This is a genomic window from Nocardia noduli (assembly GCF_019038455.1).
Classification (GTDB): domain Bacteria; phylum Actinomycetota; class Actinomycetes; order Mycobacteriales; family Mycobacteriaceae; genus Nocardia; species Nocardia noduli.
This window is the reverse complement of sequence record NZ_JAFMPL010000098.1, coordinates 1-17,607: the sequence shown is the minus strand read 5'-3', so window position 1 is coordinate 17,607 and position 17,607 is coordinate 1. Positions and strand designations below refer to the sequence as shown.

Sequence of the window (17,607 nt, the reverse complement as noted above, 5' to 3'; positions counted from 1 at the left end):
AACGGGGCGCTCGTAAGACTCGCTCCGTGGGGGTGGGGTGTTCGGGTTGCTATCGAGGCTCGCGCGGTGAGGGTGGGCGGCGGCCGTCGCTCGGGAAGGTTGCGCCGTCGGGTCGGCGGTGTCGGGTGTTTGTGGCGGTCGCGACCGAGAGAGTCAGTGGGCTGACAGGACTCGGTGGGTGCGGCGTACCGGGCGGCGGCGGGTCGTGGCGTATCCGATCGACCAGCGGGTGACCAGGATTGCGGCGCCGATGAGGACGGCGAGCTGGGCCGAACCGGTGATCAATGCCAGGATCAGGCAGGTCAACAGGCCCGCGGCCAGGGCCTCCAGCTTGTAGACCGGCCATGCGGTACCCGCGATATCGACCGAAGAAGGGGGAACCGTCGCCATTCGATCAGGATATACGGACGTGGAAGTTCGGTCCACCTAACATTTGCGCGTGGGAACACTCGGGTACCGGCCTGCGTTGCCCGATGTATGCCACTCACAGGAGAGTACGCACCGAGCACATCCGATTGGGCCCGCGAGCAGGCCGAGATCTACGACGGGTCGGGAGGCACCGAAGGCGCCTCGTTGCAGGGCAAACCCATCATCCTGCTGACCACCGTCGGCGCGAAATCCGGCAAGCTGCGCAAGACGCCGTTGATGCGCGTCGAGCACGACGGTGAGTACGCCGTCGTCGCCTCGTTGGGCGGCGCGCCCAAGCACCCGGTCTGGTACTACAACATCAAGGCCGACCCGCACGTCGAACTTCGCGACGGCACGGTGACCGAGGACTACACGGCGCGCGAAGTCACCGGCGACGAGAAGACGGTGTGGTGGGAGCGCGCGGTCGCGGCGTGGCCCGCCTACGCCGATTACCAGACGAAGACCACCCGGGAGATCCCCGTTTTCGTGCTCACGCCGCGCTGACCTGCGGCCCCGTGTAGCGACACTCACCCCACCCGCCGCGTCCACCCGATGCGACGGGTGGCAGCATAATTCGGATGTCCGATCCGCTGGTCCTCGACGAACTGTCCTCTTCCCGTCCCGCGCTCACCGCGGACGAGATCGACGCCGCCGCGAAGCGTATTGCCGACATTATCGAGCCGACTCCGCTCCAGTACAGCCCGAGGCTGTCCGCGGAGACCGGCGCGCAGGTGTACCTCAAGCGCGAAGATCTCACCGCGGTGCGGTCCTACAAACTGCGCGGCGCCTACAACCTGATCGTGCAACTCACCGCAGGCGAGCGCGCGGCGGGCGTGGTGGCGGCGAGCGCGGGCAATCACGCCCAGGGCGTCGCCTACGCCTGCCAGGCCATGGGCATCCGCGGCCGCATCTACGTGCCAACCACCACGCCCAAGCAGAAACGTGACCGTATCCGCGTGCACGGCGGCGAATTCGTCGAACTGATCGCCGTCGGCGAGACCTACGACGCCGCGGCCGCCGCGGCCGTGGCCGACGTCGAACGCACCGGCGCGACCATGGTCCCACCGTTCGACGATCCGCGCACCGCGGCCGGACAGGGCACCATCGCCGCCGAATTCCTCGAACAACTCGGCACCGCCCCGGATCTGGTCATCGTTCCGGTCGGTGGCGGCGGCTGCCTGGCTGGGGTGGGAACCTACCTGCGCGAACGCGCGCCCGAAACCGGAATTCTCGGTGTCGAGCCCGCGGGCGCGGCCTCGATGACGGCGGCGCTGGTCGCGGGCGGGCCGGTGACACTGCCGACGATCGATCCATTCGTCGACGGCGCGGCCGTGCGCCGCATCGGCACGGTGCCCTACGCCGCGGCCGCCGGATTCGGGAGCCGGGTCGTCTCGCACGCGTCGCTGCCCTTGCTGACCGCGACCGAATCACCCAAGGGCGCGGGGCAGTTCCGGATGATGCACGTCGACGAGGGCGCGATCTGCACCACGATGCTCGACCTTTACCAGAACGAGGGCATCATCGCCGAGCCCGCGGGCGCGCTGTCGGTCACCGCGCTCGGGGAGATCGAGATCGAGCCCGGATCGACGGTGGTGTGCCTGGTCTCCGGCGGCAACAACGACGTCTCGCGCTACGGCGAGATCATCGAACGCTCGCTGGTGCATCGGGGCATCAAGCACTATTTCCTGGTCGATTTCCCCCAGGAGCCGGGTGCGCTGCGGCGATTCCTGGACGAGGTGCTCGGGCCCGACGACGACGTCACCCTGTTCGAATACGTCAAACGCAACAACAGGGAGACCGGCGCGGCGCTGGTCGGCATCGAACTCGGCGGACGCGACGGCCTCGCCCCGCTGCTGGATCGGATGCGCGAATCCCCCATCCGGTGCGAGCGGCTCGATCCGGGTTCCTCGGCCTACCGCTATCTGACCTGAGCTGAGCTAGGCGGCCGCCTCCCGCGTGACGGCGGGGGCGGTCCGCTTGGCACCGCGCACACAATTCATCATCAGCGGCAGCAGCCACAGCGCCGACATCTGGTCGACGCTCATCTGCGGTACCGACATCCTGTTGTGCACGAACCCGACCGACAGCCCCAGCCGCGGTTCGGCCCAGCCGAACGATCCGCCGAGTCCGATATGCCCGAGACCTTCGTGCGCGTAGGGAACCGGCAGCGAGTGGTAGCCGAGGTGCCACAGCATCGGTACGTAGAACAGCGCGTGGTCGAGCTGATAGCTGCGGATCCGGCGCAGCTCGGCGATGGTGCGCGCGGTGAGGTAGCGGCGGCCGTCGACCATGCCGCCGTTGGCGAGCGCGCCGTACACGCTCGCGAGTCCGTGCGCCGTGCACACACCGTTGCCCGCGCCGAGTTCGGTGTTCAGGATCGGCGGGGCGTCGCCTTCGAGGATGGCCTCGACTCCCGGCATGAGCAGGGCGCGGGCCGCGGCGCCGGGGGCTCCGGGGAAACCGAAGGTGCGACCGAGAATCCGCGCACCGAGCGGTCCGCCGAAGAGTCGCAGCTGATTGCCCGCGAGCGGGGCGAAACTCGTCGACGATCCCGGCGGCGGCGCGCCCAGGTGGACGCCGTCGATGCCGAGCGGTTCGGCGACCTCGGTGCGGAACAGTTCGGCCATGCCGCGCCCGGTGATCGCCCTGGCCAGACCGGCCATGAGCCAGCCGAAGGTGAGCGCGTGATAGGTGGGGACCCCGAACAGCCGGTCGGGTTTCGCGGCGGCGAGACGTTCCTCCATGAGGCGGTGATCGAGTATCTCGGAGACCTCGGAGGCGACCGTGCCGAGTGAGGACAGTCCGGCGCGATGGGTCATCACCTGTTCTACCGTGATCGCGCCTTTGCCGTTGGCGGCGAATTCCGGCCAGTATTCGGCGACGGGCGCGGAGTAGTCGAGCAGGCCGCGATCGGCGAGCCGATGCATGACGGTGGAGGTGATGCCCTTGGTGGCGGAGAAGACGATGGTCCCGGTCTGTCCGGTCCATCCGACCGATCCCGAATGCTGTCCGGTCCAGATGTCGACCAGCGTCTCACCGTGACGGTGGATCGCCAGCGCGGCGCCCGCCCCGCGGCGATGACCGAAAGTTCTCGCGAACGCCCGTACCAGGGGGGCGAATTCAGCGCTCGCGCTGCCGCCGACCCCCTCGGGTAGATCCACGAAATCTCCGGACCAAGCCACATTGCTCATTATTCAACGTTACGGCCGGTACCACGTCCGACGGACCCGTCCCGGACAGCTGAGGCCACAATGTTATTGCCCTGACATCGCGGTGTCGACGACGGTGAACGAGTGCCCCGGCACCGTCGTGCCCGTGTCCGCCTGCTCCGGATCGTCCCAGGACAGGATCGCCGCGCCGGAGTATCCGACCGTCGCCGGATGTTCCGACAGATTGCAGATCAGCACCAGCGGACCGCGCCGCACCGCGATCCACCGCGCGCGTTCGTCGTAGTCGACCTCGACGTGGGACAGCCACGGGTCGGTGATCTCGGGACGGGTCCGACGCAGTTCGAGTAGCGCCCGGTAGCAGCCGAGCAGTCGGGCGTGGCCGTCGCGCGACGGTTCGGTCCAGTCCAGTTTCGAACGCAGGAAGGTCGCGGGATCCTGCGGGTCCGGCACCTCGTCGCTCGACCAGCCGTGCTCGGCGAATTCGGCCTTGCGACCGGTGGCGGTGGCGGCCCCGATCACCGGGTCGGTGTGCGAGGTGAAGAACAGGAACGGGGTGCGCGCACCCCACTCCTCGCCCATGAACAGCATCGGCGTGAACGCCGAGAACAGGACCAGCGCGGCCTTGAGCGCGAGTTGGCCGTCGCCGAGATAGGCGCTCGGACGATCGCCGATGGCCCGGTTGCCGATCTGATCGTGGGTGCACGTGTAGGCCAGCAGCGCGCTCGCCGGAATCAGGCTCCGGTCGATGGGCCTGCCGTGGACGCGCCCACGGAAACTCGACCACGTGCCCGCGTGGAAGAACCCGTGGGTGAGGGTTTTCGCCAGCGATTCCAGCGCGCCGAAATCGGCGTAGTAGCCCTGCCGTTCACCGGATACCGCGGTGTGCACGGCGTGATGCAGATCGTCGTTCCACTGCCCGGCCAAGCCGTACCCTCCCGCCGCGGGCGGGGTGAGCAGGCGCGGGTCGTTCTGATCGCTCTCCGCGACGAGGGTGAGCGGTCTGCGCACGTGGGCGGCCAGGGCCGTGGTCTCGGTCGCCAGTTCGGCGAGCAGGTGGGTCGCGGTGCGGTCGACCAGGGCGTGCACCGCGTCCAGGCGCAGCGCGTCGATATGGAAATCGCGCAGCCAGCGCAGGGCGTTGTCGATGATGTGGCGACGCACCGGACCGGAATCGGGTCCGTCCAGATTCAGGCTCTGACCCCAGGTGTTGCGCCCGTCGGTGAGGTACGGGCCGAAACGCGGCAGGTAGTTGCCCGACGGCCCGAGGTGGTTGTACACCACATCGAGCGCGACCGCCAAACCTCTTGCGTGACAGGCGTTCACGAACCGTTGCAAACCGTCGGGGCCACCGTAGGGTTCATGCACGGCGTACCAGAGCACGCCGTCGTAACCCCAGTTGTGGGTGCCGTCGAAGGCGTTGACCGGCATCACCTCGACCACCGTGACACCGAGGTCTACCAGGTGATCGAGCCGCTCGACGGCGGAATCGAAGGTGCCCGCCGGGGTGAAGGTGCCGATATGCAGTTCGTAGTAGACCGCGCCTGCCAGCGGGCGGCCGGTCCATCCGTCATCGGTCCAGCGATCGGGGTCGACGGTGTGCACCGCCGAGCGGGCGTGCACCCCCTCCGGTTGTCTGGGCGAACGCGGGTCCGGCAGCACCGTGGGGTCGTCGTCGAGCAGGTAGCCGTAGCGCGTCCCGGATTCGGCGGGAAGTTCGGCGCGCCACCAGCCCTCGGCGGAGCGGGCCATGGGATGCGCGATCCCCTCCAGATCCAACCGCACCGACTCCGCCCGCGGAGCCCACACCTCGAAGGCAGTCACCGCGCCAGCATCGCACGGGAGGCGCGATCCGGCCCGTCAGGCGAGCGCCCCGCTCCAGGCCGTCGGGCGCCTCCGCGCTCCGGCCGTCGACCGCGGGGCGAGACCGGCTCGCACCGGGCGCGTGCATCCGTACCTCCTGGCTGACACAGTGGAAGCGTGGGATTCTACGGAGATCGGATCGTGCCGCGCCTCATCGACGTGGCGTGCGGATTGAAGGCCAACGATCCGCAGCGCGAACGCGCCTGCGCCGGACTGCACGGCAGGGTGGTGGAGATCGGATTCGGCTCCGGGTTGAACGTGCCGTTCTATCCGGCCACGGTCGGATCGGTCAGCGCGGTGGAACCGGCCGATCTCGGATGGCGACTCGCGGGCAAACGTCTCGCGGCGGCCACGGTGCCGATCGAGCGGGCGGGTCTCGACGGCCAATCGCTGCCCTTCCCCGACGACAGCTTCGACAGCGCGCTGTCCACCTGGACCATGTGCACCATCCCGGATATCGCCGCCGCGCTGGCGGAGGTGCGTCGGGTACTCGTGCCGGGCGGCACCCTGCATTTCGTGGAACACGGACTCGCGCCCGACGCCTCGGTGCGCCGCTGGCAGAACCGGCTGAATCCGGTGCAGAAAGCCGTGGCGGGTGGCTGCAATCTGAACCGCGATATCCGCGGACTCCTCGAGACGGCGGGTTACCGGATCCGCGAGATCGACGTGTTCTACGCCGAGGACACGCCGAAGATCGTCGGCGCGCTTTCCCTCGGGGTCGCGGTCCCCGCCTGACGACGGGTCCCGCGCCGTGGATCAGACCGCGAGACAGCCCGGACCGAGTAACGCCTTCAGATCACCCATCAAGGCGGACGACGGTGAAACGCGCAGACTGTCGTCGAGTTTCAACAGGGTGGTCTTCTCACGCGCCCCGACGTGGCGCACGTGCACGTCCGAAGTTCCCGGATGACGTGACAGCACCCGCTTGAGTTCACCGATCTTGTCCGGGGTGCACATCCGCGTGGTGACGATGACCGCGAGCGGTTTGGCGACACCGATCGCGGACAGGTCGGGGACGACGAGATCGTTGGCGATCAACGAGATCCGATCGTCGCGCACCGAGACCCGCGCCTTGACCAGCACCACCGCGTCCTCGACCACGTCCATGCCGAACACCGAATACGACTGCGGGAAGAACAGCACCTCGACGCCACCGGTCAGATCCTCCAACTGCGCGGAGGCCCAGGCCAGGCCGTTCTTGTTGATACGCCGGTTCACCGAGGCGAGGATGCCGCCGATGGTGACCTGAGCCCCGTCCTTGACATCGCCTCCCAGGATCGCCGGGATCGGGGTGTCCACCTGCGAGGCGAGGACGTGTTCGACACCGTTGAGCGGATGCCCGGAGACGTAGAGGCCGAGCATCTCGCGCTCGAGGGCCAGTTTGTGCTTGGTCTCCCACTCGTCGGCGGGTACGGCCACATTGAATACCGAGGACACCGACTCGTCGGCGTCGAGCCCGCCGAACAGGTCGAACTGTCCGATCGCCTCGGCCTTCTTGGTGGTCATCACCGCGTCGATGGCGTCGGAGTGGATCAGCAGCAGGCCCTTGCGCGGATGGCCGAGCGAGTCGAAAGCACCGGCCTTGATCAGGGATTCGGTGACCTTCTTGGTGCAGGCGACGGCATCGATCTTGTTCAGGTAATCGGAGAAGTCGGTGAATTTCGACTTGTCCTTGCGCGCCTGGATGATCGAGGACACGACATTGGTGCCGACGTTGCGGACCGCGCCGAGGCCGAAGCGGATGTCCTTGCCGACCGAGGCGAAGTTCAACTCCGATTCGTTGACATCCGGCGGGAGCACGGTGATGCCGAGTTTGCGGCAGTCCGACAGGTAGATCGCGGCCTTGTCCTTGTCGTCACCGACGGAGGTGAGCAGGCCCGCCATGTACTCGGCCGGGTAGTTGGCCTTGAGGTAGGCGGTCCAGTAGGAGATCAGACCGTAGGCGGCGGCGTGCGATTTGTTGAAGGCGTAGCCGGCGAACGGGAGGATCGTGTCCCACAGCGCCTTGATCGCGGCCTTGGAATATCCGTTGGCCTGCATGCCCTCTTCGAAGCCCTCGAACTCCGCGGCCAGCACTTCGGCCTTCTTCTTACCCATCGCGCGGCGCAGGATGTCGGCTCGACCGAGCGAGTATCCGGCCACTTTCTGCGCGACGTGCATGATCTGCTCTTGGTAGACGATCAGACCGTAGGTCTCGCCGAGGATCTCCTTCAGCGGCTCGGCCAGCTCCGGATGGATCGGCTTGACCTCTTGGCGATCGTTCTTGCGGTCGGCGTAGTCGTTGTGCGCGTTCATGCCCATCGGACCGGGGCGATACAGCGCGCCGACGGCGACGATGTCCTCGAACGCGTTCGGCTGCATCCGGCGCAGCAGATCGCGCATTGGGCCACCGTCGAGCTGGAACACGCCCAGGGTGTCACCGCGCGAGAGCAGTTCGTAGGTCGGTGCGTCGTCGAGCGGCAGGGTGTCCATGTCCAGCTCGATACCGCGGTTGGCCTTGATGTTCTCCAGCGCGTCACCGATGACGGTGAGGTTGCGCAGGCCCAGGAAGTCCATCTTCAGCAGGCCGATGGCCTCGCAGGACGGATAGTCCCATCCGGTGATCAGCGCGCCGTCCTGCGGCCGCTTCCACAGCGGGATCGCCTCCATGAGCGGATCACAGGACATGATGACCGCGCAGGCGTGCACGCCCGCGTTGCGGATCAGACCTTCGAGCCCGCGCGCGGTCTCGTAGATCTTGGCGATATCCGGATTGGTGTTGATGAGTTCACGGACCTCGGCGGCTTCCTTGTACCGCTCGTGATCCGGATCGGTGATGCCGGAGACCGAGATGTCCTTGGCCATGATCGGCGGCGGCAGCGCCTTGGTGATCTGGTCGGCGATCGCGAATCCGGGCTGGCCGAACAGCACTCGCGCCGAGTCCTTGATCGCGGCCTTGGTCTTGATGGTGCCGAAGGTGATGACCTGGGCGACCCGGTCGGTGCCCCATTTCTCGCTCGCGTAGCGCACCATCTCACCGCGGCGGCGATCGTCGAAGTCGATATCGATATCGGGCATCGACACGCGCTCGGGGTTGAGGAACCGCTCGAACAGCAGGCCGTGCGGCAGCGGATCGATATTGGTGATGCCGAGTGCGTAGGCGACCAGCGAACCGGCCGCCGAACCACGACCGGGACCGACCCGGATGCCGACCTCGCGCGCGTGGTTGATGAGGTCGCCGACCACGAGGAAGTAGGCGGGGAAACCCATTTCCAGGATGACGCCGATCTCGTAGGCGGCGCGATCGAGGTATTCGCGGGGAGCGCCGTCCGGGAAGCGGCGCGCCAGCCCGAGGTCGACCTCGCGGCGCAGCCAGCTGGCCTGGTCGTGGCCCTCGGGCACCGGGAAGATCGGCATCCGGTCGGTGTGCGCCCACACCTCGTCGTAGGGCTGCACGCGTTCGCCGATGAGCACGGTGTTGTCGCAGGCGTCGGGGACCTCCGCGTCCCAGATCGCGCGCATCTCCTCGGCGGATTTCAGGTAGTAGCCGTCACCGTCGAATTTGAACCGGGTCGGGTCGCTGAGCGTCTTGCCGGTCTGAATACACAGCAGCGCTTCGTGGTTGGTCGACGCGTCCTTGGTGACGTAGTGGCAGTCGTTGGTGGCGATGGCCGGGATGGAGAGCTGCTTGCCGACCGAGATGAGACCCTCGCGGACCCGGCGCTCGATGGAGAGCCCGTGGTCCATCACCTCGAGGAAGAAATTGTCCGGGCCGAAGATCTCCTGCCATTTGGCGGCGGCCTCCAGCGCCTCGCGCTCGTGACCGAGCCGCAGCCGGGTCTGCACCTCGCCGGAGGGGCAGCCGGTGGTGGCGATGATGCCCTCGGCGTGCTGGGCGATGATCTCCTCGTCCATGCGCGCCCACTTGCCGAGCTGTCCTTCGAGCGAGGCCAGCGAGGACAGTTTGAACAGGTTGCGCAGACCGGTCGCGTTCTCGGCGACCATGGTCATATGGGTGTAGGCGCCCGAACCCGAGACGTCGTCGCCCTTCTGCCCCGGATCGCCCCACTGCACACGTTTGGTGTCGAACCGGGAACCCGGCGCGATGTAGGCCTCGATGCCGATGATCGGCTTGATGCCCGCCTTCTTCGCGGAGTTGTAGAACTCCGAGGCGCCGTACATGTTGCCGTGGTCGGTCATCCCGACCGCACCCATTCCCAGCCGATTCGCCTCGGCGAACAGGGGCGAGATCTTCGCCGCGCCGTCGAGCATGGAGTACTCGGTGTGGTTGTGCAGATGAACGAACGATCCGGACGAGGCGGCCAAGACGGTCCTTCCTCCCATGGGTCTCGACGGGGGTTGGCCTAGCGATTCTAGGCACGTCGGTATGACAGATTTCGACCGCCACGCATGCCGAACCCGGACGCCGCAGGAGAGCTCGGCGTGTCGGTGTCGAAGATCACCGGCGCGTCGAAGAACTCGTCCTATACCCGTCCGATTTCCGCCATGACGACGCGTTTTCGGGGACCGCTCACCCTACGCGATCCCCGAACCACGGCCGCTCCCCGCCGGAGGAATCCAGAACCGGACCGGACCGCGCGAGCCCCGCACCCGTCACATCGACGACGCCGGATCACGAACAACCCCTTCCTCGCCAAGGGTGTCCGCGAGCATCCGGGGTCGGTGATAGGCAGACTGTATGACGCGTGATCGCCCGGGCCGCAGGACCGCCGCACCACGGGCACGACCGACTCCACATCCGAACACGAAGAGGTGCCGATGATTTCGATCAGGACAGGATTCGCGCTCGCCGCCGCCTCGGCGGTCGCCGCTGTCGTACCGCTCGCGGGCGCGAGTCCGGCGGGGGCCGTGGTTGAGGGCCCGTTCGCCACCATCTACGCGCTCACCGACGGTCCGTGCGCCGCGCAGGTCGACGCCTCGGTGAGCGGCAACGGCTATCCCGACCACGCCGCGTTCACCGTCAGCACGAATATGGTCGGGGTCGGCGACATGGGCGCGTGCAGCCTGCCCGTCACGCTGAACTGGCGCAATCTCACGACCGGACAGAGCGGTGCGTTCACCACCGTCGCGCGCGGCCCCGGATACTGGAGCAACGGCGGATACTCCGCGATCTTCGCCCCCGGCATCGGGAATTTCACCGGCAACGTCACCGTCGGCAACGCGTATGCCCCCGAGTCGGGCGGCGTCGACTTCACGGTGAAGAAGTACCGGCCGTAGGGACTGCTTCCTGTCCTCGGCGTCGTCCGAGGACAGGACGACACCGTTCGCTGGGACGACACCGTTCGCGAGAATGACACCGTTCGCGAGAATGACACCGTTCGCGAGAATGACACCGTTCGCGAGGAAACGCTGCCCGCCCCGACAGACCGGTCGGCGGGATAATCGGCCGATGAGCCCATCGCCGCGCCGCGCTCCCCGATGACGACAGCCGTCGCGATCATCGTCGGGGCGGCCCTGATCGCCGGGGCACTGCTGTTGTGGCCGCGTACGCGCCGGTCGGTGACCACGCCCGCCGAACGAGCGGTGCACACCGCATTGCACACCGCCTCGCTGGCGGCACGACCGCTGCGCGGCGGGCTCACCGCCGCCTCGGCGCAGGAGGCCGCCCCGCATCTGCGGATCCTGACCGGCGCGCAGGCACTCGGCGTCGCCGACGCCGACGGGGTGTTGCTGGCGTGGAACGGGCCGCACGCCGAACTCGTCGAGCGCTTCACCGACGCCGCCGAACGCGCCGTCGCGACCGAGCGCCCCGTACTGGTCGTACTGCCGGGACGCGGTGATCAGACCGGACGCACCCTGGTCGCGCAACCGCTGTCGATCGAGAACGCCGGGGTGGCGGGCGCGCTGGGTGTGGTGACGACCGAGCAGCCGGGGCCGGGGCGGCTCGGCGCCATCGCCGAGGTCGCCAGATACGTGTGCGGTCAGTTGGAGCTGGCCGAACTCGACGCCTCGCGCGCACGACTGGACCGCGCCGAGGTACGCGCGCTGCGCGCCCAGATCAGTCCGCATTTCATCTACAACGCGCTCAATACGATCGCCTCGTTCGTGCGCACCGACCCGGACCGCGCTCGCGAATTGATCATCGAATTCGCCGATTTCACGCGGTATTCGTTCCGCACCGCGGGCGAATTCACGGTGCTCGCCGACGAATTGCGCAATATAGAGCGCTATCTCGCGTTGGAACGCGCCCGATTCGGCGACGCGCTCGAGGTGCGATTGCAGATCGCGCCGGAGGTACTCGGTGTCGTCCTGCCATTTCTCGCATTGCAACCGCTGGTCGAGAACGCGGTGCGTCACGGACTGGCCGGAGCGCGGCGCGGCACCATTTCGATCGTCGCCGACGACGCGGGCACCGATTGCGTGATCACCGTCGAGGACGACGGGGACGGCATGGATCCGGAACTGCTGCGTTCGGGGGCGCTCGACGCGGTCGCGGCGGGATCGGGATCGACGGGTTCCACCGAATCCGCCCACGTGGGACTGGCGAACGTGGACGATCGATTACGTGCCGCGTTCGGCAACGACTACGGCCTCGTCGTGGAGACCGCGCCCGGCGCGGGTACCAAGGTCGGCCTGCGCGTCCCGAAGTTCCGCGCCGGAATTCAGGCGTGAGGACGTGCGGATACCGGAATCGGCACGCACCGCACCGCGCTTTACGATGGAGCGATCGTGACACGCACCACCGATACCACGCCGACCGCCCTGCGCGTACTGGCCGTCGACGACGAGAAACCCGCGCTCGACGAGTTGGTATATCTGTTGCGCGCGCAATCGGAGGTCGGTGAGATCCACCCCGCGGGCGACGCGACCGAGGCCTTGCGACTGCTGCGGGTCCATCCGGTGGACGCGGTCTTCCTCGATATCAATATGCCCGGACTCGACGGGATGGAACTGGCCGGAATCCTGTCGGAATTCGCGAATCCGCCCGCCGTGGTATTCGTTACCGCCCACGAGGACCGCGCGGTGGCCGCCTTCGATCTCGGCGCGATCGACTATCTGTTGAAACCGTTGCGGGAGGCGCGTCTCGGCGAGGCGGTGCGCCGCATCGTCGGCGCGCGCGTGGCGCGGACACCGGACACCGGGCAACCCCGAACGGATCCGAACGAGGTCATCCCGGTGGAACTGGGCGGGGTCACCACGCTGGTGCACCGATCGAGCGTGAGCTGGGTGGAGGCCGACGGCGATTACGCGCGACTGCACACCAGCGCCGGATCGCATCTGGTCCGCATCCCCCTGTCCGCCCTCGAATCCCGATGGGAGAACGCGGGTTTCCTGCGGGTGCACCGGTCGTATCTGGTGGCATTGCGCCTGGTGACCGGATTGCGTGCGACCGGTTCGGGAACCGTGGTGTGCCTGCGCGCCGAGGGCACCGCGGCGGCCGTGGAACTGCCGGTCAGCCGACGGCAGGTCCGCGAGCTCAAACAGCGCCTCGTCCACGGCCCGCGCCACATCTGGACCAACCGATGACCGGACCGGCACCGCGGCCGGTCCGCACCCGCGTGGTGCTGGCCGAACGTCGCGGCGCGCGGCGGGTGCGGACCAGGGTGGAGGTCGCCGAGCAGACCGAGATCGGCGAGGCCATGGTCGCGGGGCTGATCCGCGCGCAACTCGGGCTGGCCCTGCGGATCGCGCTGGTCTCGACCCTGATCCTGTGTTCGCTGCCGCTGCTCCTGCGGATCGAGGCGATCGGCTCGGTGGTGATCCTCGGCGTTCGGCTGCCCTGGCTGCTGCTCGGCCTTGCCGTCTATCCGGCGCTGTACGCGATGGGCCGGATCTACGTCCGTCTGGCCGAACGCAACGACCAGGACTTCCTCGAACTGGCCGAGGACTGACATGTCCGAGTCACCGATCGGGCGTGGCCCGTGCGCGGCGGCGCGATGAATTCGGCGCCCGCGCCGGCCATGACGGTCGTCGCCCTGCTGCTCGCCGCCCTCGCCACCGTGGCGATCGGCGCGTACGGGGTGCGCCTGGCGCGCACGACCTCGGATTTCCTCGTCGCCTCGCGCAGTGTCGGCCCGCGCTGGAACGCCGCGGCCATTTCCGGTGAGTATCTCTCGGCCGCGTCGTTCCTCGGGGTGGCCGGACTGATCGCCAAGTACGGGGCCGACGCGCTGTGGTACCCGGTCGGCTTCACGGCGGGCTACCTGGGTCTGCTGTTGTTCGTGGCGGCTCCGCTGCGCCGCTCCGGCGCGTACACGGTGCCGGATTTCGCGGAGTTCCGGCTCGGCTCGGTGCGGCTGCGCCGGTTGGCGGCGGTGGTCGTCGTGCTGATCTGCGGGGTGTATCTGATTCCGCAGTTCCAGGGCGCGGGATTGACGTTGCGGATTCTGCTCGGGGTGCCGAGCTGGGTCGGGGCGCTGGCCGTGGGCGCGATCGTCATCGCGAACGTGGCGGGCGGCGGCATGCGCTCGATCACCCTGGTGCAGGCGTTCCAGTACTGGCTCAAACTCACCGCTGTCGCCCTGCCCGCACTCGTGCTGCTCGGGCATTTCCTCGTCGAGGACCGGGAATTGGGCTCGCCCGCGCCCCCTGTCGTCACCGAGCGCACGACCGTCGAGGTGACCACCGATGTCAGGGTGCGGGTCGCCGCACCGCAACAGGTGACGATCACCGGCACCCTGGACGGCGACGCGGTGGACGCGGTCGTCCGGCTCGACCCCGGCACACACGACGTCGCGGCGGGCACCACGCTCGTGCTGGAACCGGGCGCGGCGGTGCCCGTGGTCGCGGGCGCGCCCGCAGACGGCGCGACCTGGCTGCGGCCCGGCGGCGGATTCGGCGGCGGTCATCCCACCTACCAGGTGTATTCGCTGATGATCGCGACCTTCCTCGGGACGATGGGACTGCCGCACGTGCTGGTGCGCTTCTATACGAATCCGGACGGCAGGGCCGCGCGATCCACCGCGCTGGCGGTCATCGCGCTGGTCGGGCTCTTCTATCTGTTCCCGATTCTGCTCGGGGTGTTCGCCCGGCTCTACGTTCCGCGCCTGCTGATCACCGGGACCTCCGACGCCGCCGTGGTGCTGCTGCCGGGGTCGGTGCTCAGCGGGCTGCCGGGTCAACTGCTCGCGGCGCTGGCCGCGGCGGGCGCGATCGCGGCATTCCTTTCCACCTCGTCCGGACTGCTCGTCAGCATCGCCGGTGTGCTCAGTACCGACATGTTGCGCGGACGGATCCGAGACTTCCGGATCGCGGCGCTCGGCGCGGGCGTGGTGCCGCTGTCGATATCGCTGGCGGTGGCCTCGCTCGACCTGTCCAGGACTGTCGCACTGGCCTTCTCGGTCGCCGCGTCGACGCTGTGCCCGCTACTCGTCCTCGGGATCTGGTGGCGCGGGCTGACCGCCGCGGGCGCGGCGACCGGGCTGATCCTGGGCGGGCTCGCTTCCGGCGGCGCGACGGCCGTCTCGGTCGCGGGCGGAGTGTCCGACGAACCGGCGGGCGGATGGCCCGCCGCACTGCTCAGCTATCCGGCGGCGATCAGCGTGCCCCTGGCCTTCGCGTCGATGGTCCTGGTCAGCATGGTGACGCGCGGGCAGGACAGCCGGACCGTCGGGCGCGTCTTCGTCCGCATGCACGCGCCGGAGCGACTGGGCATGGGCGCGGACCGCGAAGGCCGTTTGCGCACAAGATAACCGGGAAACTCGCCGCGTCGGCTCCGATGCCCCGCGACCGTTCGTCGCGGCCCGGCGACCGTTCACCGCACAGATCGGCGCCTTCACGGAGTGACCTCCGCCACATCATCAACGGCGGACTTCGGCGCGGTTACGGTCAGCGCACGTAAGCCACGTCACACGCTAGGACCCCTCGGATGACCAGTATCGACCTCGACAAGGACGGCCAAGCCCCGCGGCGCGCGCCGACCGCCGAGGAATTCGCCGCCGTGCACGAGAGCCCGCAATTCCAGGAACTGCGCAGCCGCCTACGGCGCTTCGTGTTCCCGATGACCGCGCTGTTCCTGTTCTGGTACCTCAGTTACGTCCTGCTCGGCGCCTACGCGCACGACTTCATGGCCACCGAGGTGTTCGGCAATATCAACGCGGGCCTGCTGCTCGGACTCGGGCAGTTCCTCTCCACCTTCGTCATCACCGCCGTCTACGTCCGGTTCGCCAACAGGGAACTGGACCCGCGCGCCGCGGCCATCCGTAACGAGCTCGAGGAGGGCCGGGCGTGAGCACGAATTACCTTGCGGCGGAGACCATCGGCGAACCGGTCGCCAATATCGCGATCTTCGCGCTGTTCGTCGCGGTCACCATGATCGTCGTCATCCGGGCCAGCCGTCACAACAACACCGCGGCCGATTACTTCACCGGCGGGCGCGGCTTCTCCGGACCGCAGAACGGTATCGCCATCGCGGGCGACTACCTCTCGGCCGCGAGTTTCCTCGGCATCGCCGGAGCCATCGCCGTCTACGGCTACGACGGCTTCCTCTACTCCATCGGCTTCCTGGTGGCCTGGCTGGTCGCCCTGCTGCTCGTCGCCGAAATGCTCAGGAACACCGGCAAATTCACCATGGCCGATGTACTGAGCTTCCGATTGCGGGAACGCCCGGTGCGCACGGCGGCGGCACTGTCGACGCTGACCGTCTCGCTGTTCTACCTGCTGGCGCAGATGGCGGGAGCGGGCGGCCTGGTCGCGCTACTGCTCGATATCGATTCCAAGTCGGGGCAATCGGTCGTGATCGCCGTGGTCGGCCTGCTGATGATCGTCTACGTGCTGGTCGGCGGCATGAAGGGCACCACATGGGTGCAGATCATCAAAGCGGTGCTGCTCATCACCGGCGCCGCGCTGATGACGGTGATGGTGCTGGCGAAGTACGGATTCAATTTCTCCGACATCCTCGGCTCGGCGCAGGACGCGGTCTCCGAATCCACGAACAAGGCGGTCGCGAGCCGCGATGTGCTCGCGCCGGGCGCGCAGTACGGCGCCAACGAGACCTCGAAACTGAACTTCGTCTCGCTCGGGCTGGCGCTGGTGCTGGGCACCGCGGGTCTGCCGCACGTACTGATGCGGTTCTACACCGTTCCGACGGCGAAGGAAGCCCGTCGCTCGGTGGTGTGGGCCATCGGCCTGATCGGCGCGTTCTACCTGTTCACGCTGGTACTCGGTTACGGAGCGGCGGCCATCGTCGGACCGGATCGCATCCTGGCCTCGGCGGGCGGACAGAATTCGGCGGCGCCGCTGCTCGCCTTCGAACTGGGCGGGGTGATCCTGCTCGGTGTCATCTCGGCGGTCGCCTTCGCCACCATCCTCGCGGTGGTCGCGGGTCTGACCATCACCGCGTCGGCGTCCTTCGCGCACGACATCTACGCCAGCGTCATCAAGCGCGGTAATGCCGACGAGTCGGCGCAGGTGCGGGTCTCACGGATCACCGCGGTGGTCATCGGTGTCATGGCGATCGGCCTCGGCATCCTCGCCAACGGGCAGAACATCGCCTTCCTGGTGGCCCTGGCGTTCGCGGTCGCGGCGGCGGCGAATCTGCCGACCATCGTGTACTCGCTGTTCTGGCGGCGGTTCAACACCACCGGCGCGCTGTGGAGCATGTACGGCGGGTTGATCTCGACCATCGTCCTGATCGTCTTCTCCCCCGCGGTATCCGGGACGAAGACCTCCATGCTGCCCGGCTCGGATTTCGACTGGTTCCCGCTGTCGAACCCCGGCATCGTGTCCATCCCGCTGGCCTTCGTGCTCGGCATCGTCGGCACCTGGCTGGGCGGGCGCAGAGCCGAGGATCCGGCCAAGGCGGTCGAAATGGAAGTTCGTTCGCTCACCGGTGTCGGTGCGGAGCAGGCGATCTCGCACTGACCGCCGGGAACGACCGGCCGCAACGGCGCGGCCACCGTTGGGCCTCGGCACACGCCGGGGCCCAACGGCGATCCTCGTATTGTCGATAGGAGATCTACGTTGACCAGCGCATCCACCGACCGCGACGTCCCCGCGGCCTACCCCGTCCCCGCCGAGTTCGCGGCGACCGCCAATGCCGACGTCTCGTTGTATGAACGAGCCGCCACCGACCGCGAAGGATTCTGGGCCGAGCAAGCCAACCGCCTGCACTGGCACCAACCCTTCACCCAAGTCCTGGACTGGACCGACGCCCCGGTCGCCACCTGGTTCGGCGGCGGGCAACTCAACGTCGCCTACAACTGCCTCGACCGCCACGTCATCGACGGAC

General features: G+C 68.0%; 15 protein-coding genes. 11 read left to right on the top strand and 4 right to left on the bottom strand.

Features of this window, described 5'->3' with window-relative positions:
• Nucleotides 1–153: 153 nt before the first annotated feature.
• Nucleotides 154–390 (bottom strand): hypothetical protein, encoded by a 237-nt coding sequence (locus tag JZ792_RS33080; protein ID WP_216916830.1) that lies wholly within the window; start codon nucleotides 388–390, stop codon nucleotides 154–156.
• 87 nt (nucleotides 391–477) lie between these two features.
• Between JZ792_RS33080 and JZ792_RS33075 the strand changes: the two genes are divergently transcribed.
• Entirely contained in the window at nucleotides 478–912 is a 435-nt protein-coding gene (locus JZ792_RS33075) for a nitroreductase family deazaflavin-dependent oxidoreductase (RefSeq protein ID WP_216916829.1), read from the top strand.
• 74 nt (nucleotides 913–986) lie between these two features.
• A complete protein-coding gene (ilvA, locus tag JZ792_RS33070) occupies nucleotides 987–2,339 on the top strand; it encodes a threonine ammonia-lyase IlvA (protein ID WP_216916828.1) in 1,353 nt (450 codons plus the stop codon).
• Nucleotides 2,340–2,345: 6 nt separating this feature from the next.
• Here the strand turns inward: ilvA and JZ792_RS33065 are convergent, their stop codons facing one another.
• Nucleotides 2,346–3,599 carry a serine hydrolase domain-containing protein gene (locus JZ792_RS33065; protein WP_216916827.1) on the bottom strand — a complete coding sequence of 418 codons (1,254 nt, stop codon included), beginning with the start codon at nucleotides 3,597–3,599 and terminating at the stop codon, nucleotides 2,346–2,348.
• Nucleotides 3,600–3,662: 63 nt separating this feature from the next.
• Nucleotides 3,663–5,399: a malto-oligosyltrehalose trehalohydrolase gene (gene treZ, locus JZ792_RS33060; protein WP_216916826.1), complete on the bottom strand. Its 1,737-nt coding sequence runs from the start codon at nucleotides 5,397–5,399 to the stop codon at nucleotides 3,663–3,665.
• A gap of 156 nt (nucleotides 5,400–5,555) precedes the next feature.
• Here treZ and JZ792_RS33055 point away from each other — a divergent pair, with 156 nt between their 5' ends.
• Entirely contained in the window at nucleotides 5,556–6,173 is a 618-nt protein-coding gene (locus JZ792_RS33055) for a class I SAM-dependent methyltransferase (protein WP_216916825.1), read from the top strand.
• Nucleotides 6,174–6,194: 21 nt separating this feature from the next.
• Here the strand turns inward: JZ792_RS33055 and dnaE are convergent, their stop codons facing one another.
• Nucleotides 6,195–9,761: a DNA polymerase III subunit alpha gene (dnaE, locus tag JZ792_RS33050; RefSeq protein ID WP_216916824.1), complete on the bottom strand. Its 3,567-nt coding sequence runs from the start codon at nucleotides 9,759–9,761 to the stop codon at nucleotides 6,195–6,197.
• Between the two features lie 435 nt (nucleotides 9,762–10,196).
• Here dnaE and JZ792_RS33045 point away from each other — a divergent pair, with 435 nt between their 5' ends.
• From JZ792_RS33045 to JZ792_RS33010, 8 genes are all read left to right on the top strand, one after another.
• A complete protein-coding gene (locus tag JZ792_RS33045) occupies nucleotides 10,197–10,655 on the top strand; it encodes a hypothetical protein (RefSeq protein ID WP_216916823.1) in 459 nt (152 codons plus the stop codon).
• Nucleotides 10,656–10,856: 201 nt separating this feature from the next.
• Complete coding sequence (locus JZ792_RS33040) at nucleotides 10,857–12,050, top strand: sensor histidine kinase (protein WP_216916822.1); 1,194 nt, start codon at nucleotides 10,857–10,859, stop codon at nucleotides 12,048–12,050.
• Between the two features lie 57 nt (nucleotides 12,051–12,107).
• Nucleotides 12,108–12,905, top strand: coding sequence for a LytR/AlgR family response regulator transcription factor (locus JZ792_RS33035; protein ID WP_216916821.1), 798 nt, complete (start codon nucleotides 12,108–12,110; stop codon nucleotides 12,903–12,905).
• Nucleotides 12,902–13,270: a hypothetical protein gene (locus tag JZ792_RS33030; protein ID WP_216916820.1), complete on the top strand. Its 369-nt coding sequence runs from the start codon at nucleotides 12,902–12,904 to the stop codon at nucleotides 13,268–13,270. The genes JZ792_RS33035 and JZ792_RS33030 overlap by 4 nt, the downstream gene beginning before the upstream one ends.
• Before the next feature lie 45 nt (nucleotides 13,271–13,315).
• Nucleotides 13,316–15,070, top strand: coding sequence for a sodium/solute symporter (locus JZ792_RS33025; protein ID WP_216916819.1), 1,755 nt, complete (start codon nucleotides 13,316–13,318; stop codon nucleotides 15,068–15,070).
• Between the two features lie 176 nt (nucleotides 15,071–15,246).
• On the top strand, nucleotides 15,247–15,609 hold the full coding sequence (locus tag JZ792_RS33020) for a DUF485 domain-containing protein (RefSeq protein ID WP_216916818.1): 363 nt from the start codon (nucleotides 15,247–15,249) through the stop codon (nucleotides 15,607–15,609).
• The gene (locus JZ792_RS33015) at nucleotides 15,606–17,240 is read left to right on the top strand and encodes a monocarboxylic acid transporter (protein ID WP_216916817.1); all 1,635 of its coding nucleotides are present in this window, start codon (nucleotides 15,606–15,608) and stop codon (nucleotides 17,238–17,240) included. Before JZ792_RS33020 ends, JZ792_RS33015 begins: the two co-directional genes overlap by 4 nt.
• 99 nt (nucleotides 17,241–17,339) lie before the next feature.
• On the top strand, nucleotides 17,340–17,607 hold a 268-nt coding region (locus JZ792_RS33010), incomplete at its 3' end, for an acetyl-coenzyme A synthetase N-terminal domain-containing protein (RefSeq protein ID WP_308165552.1).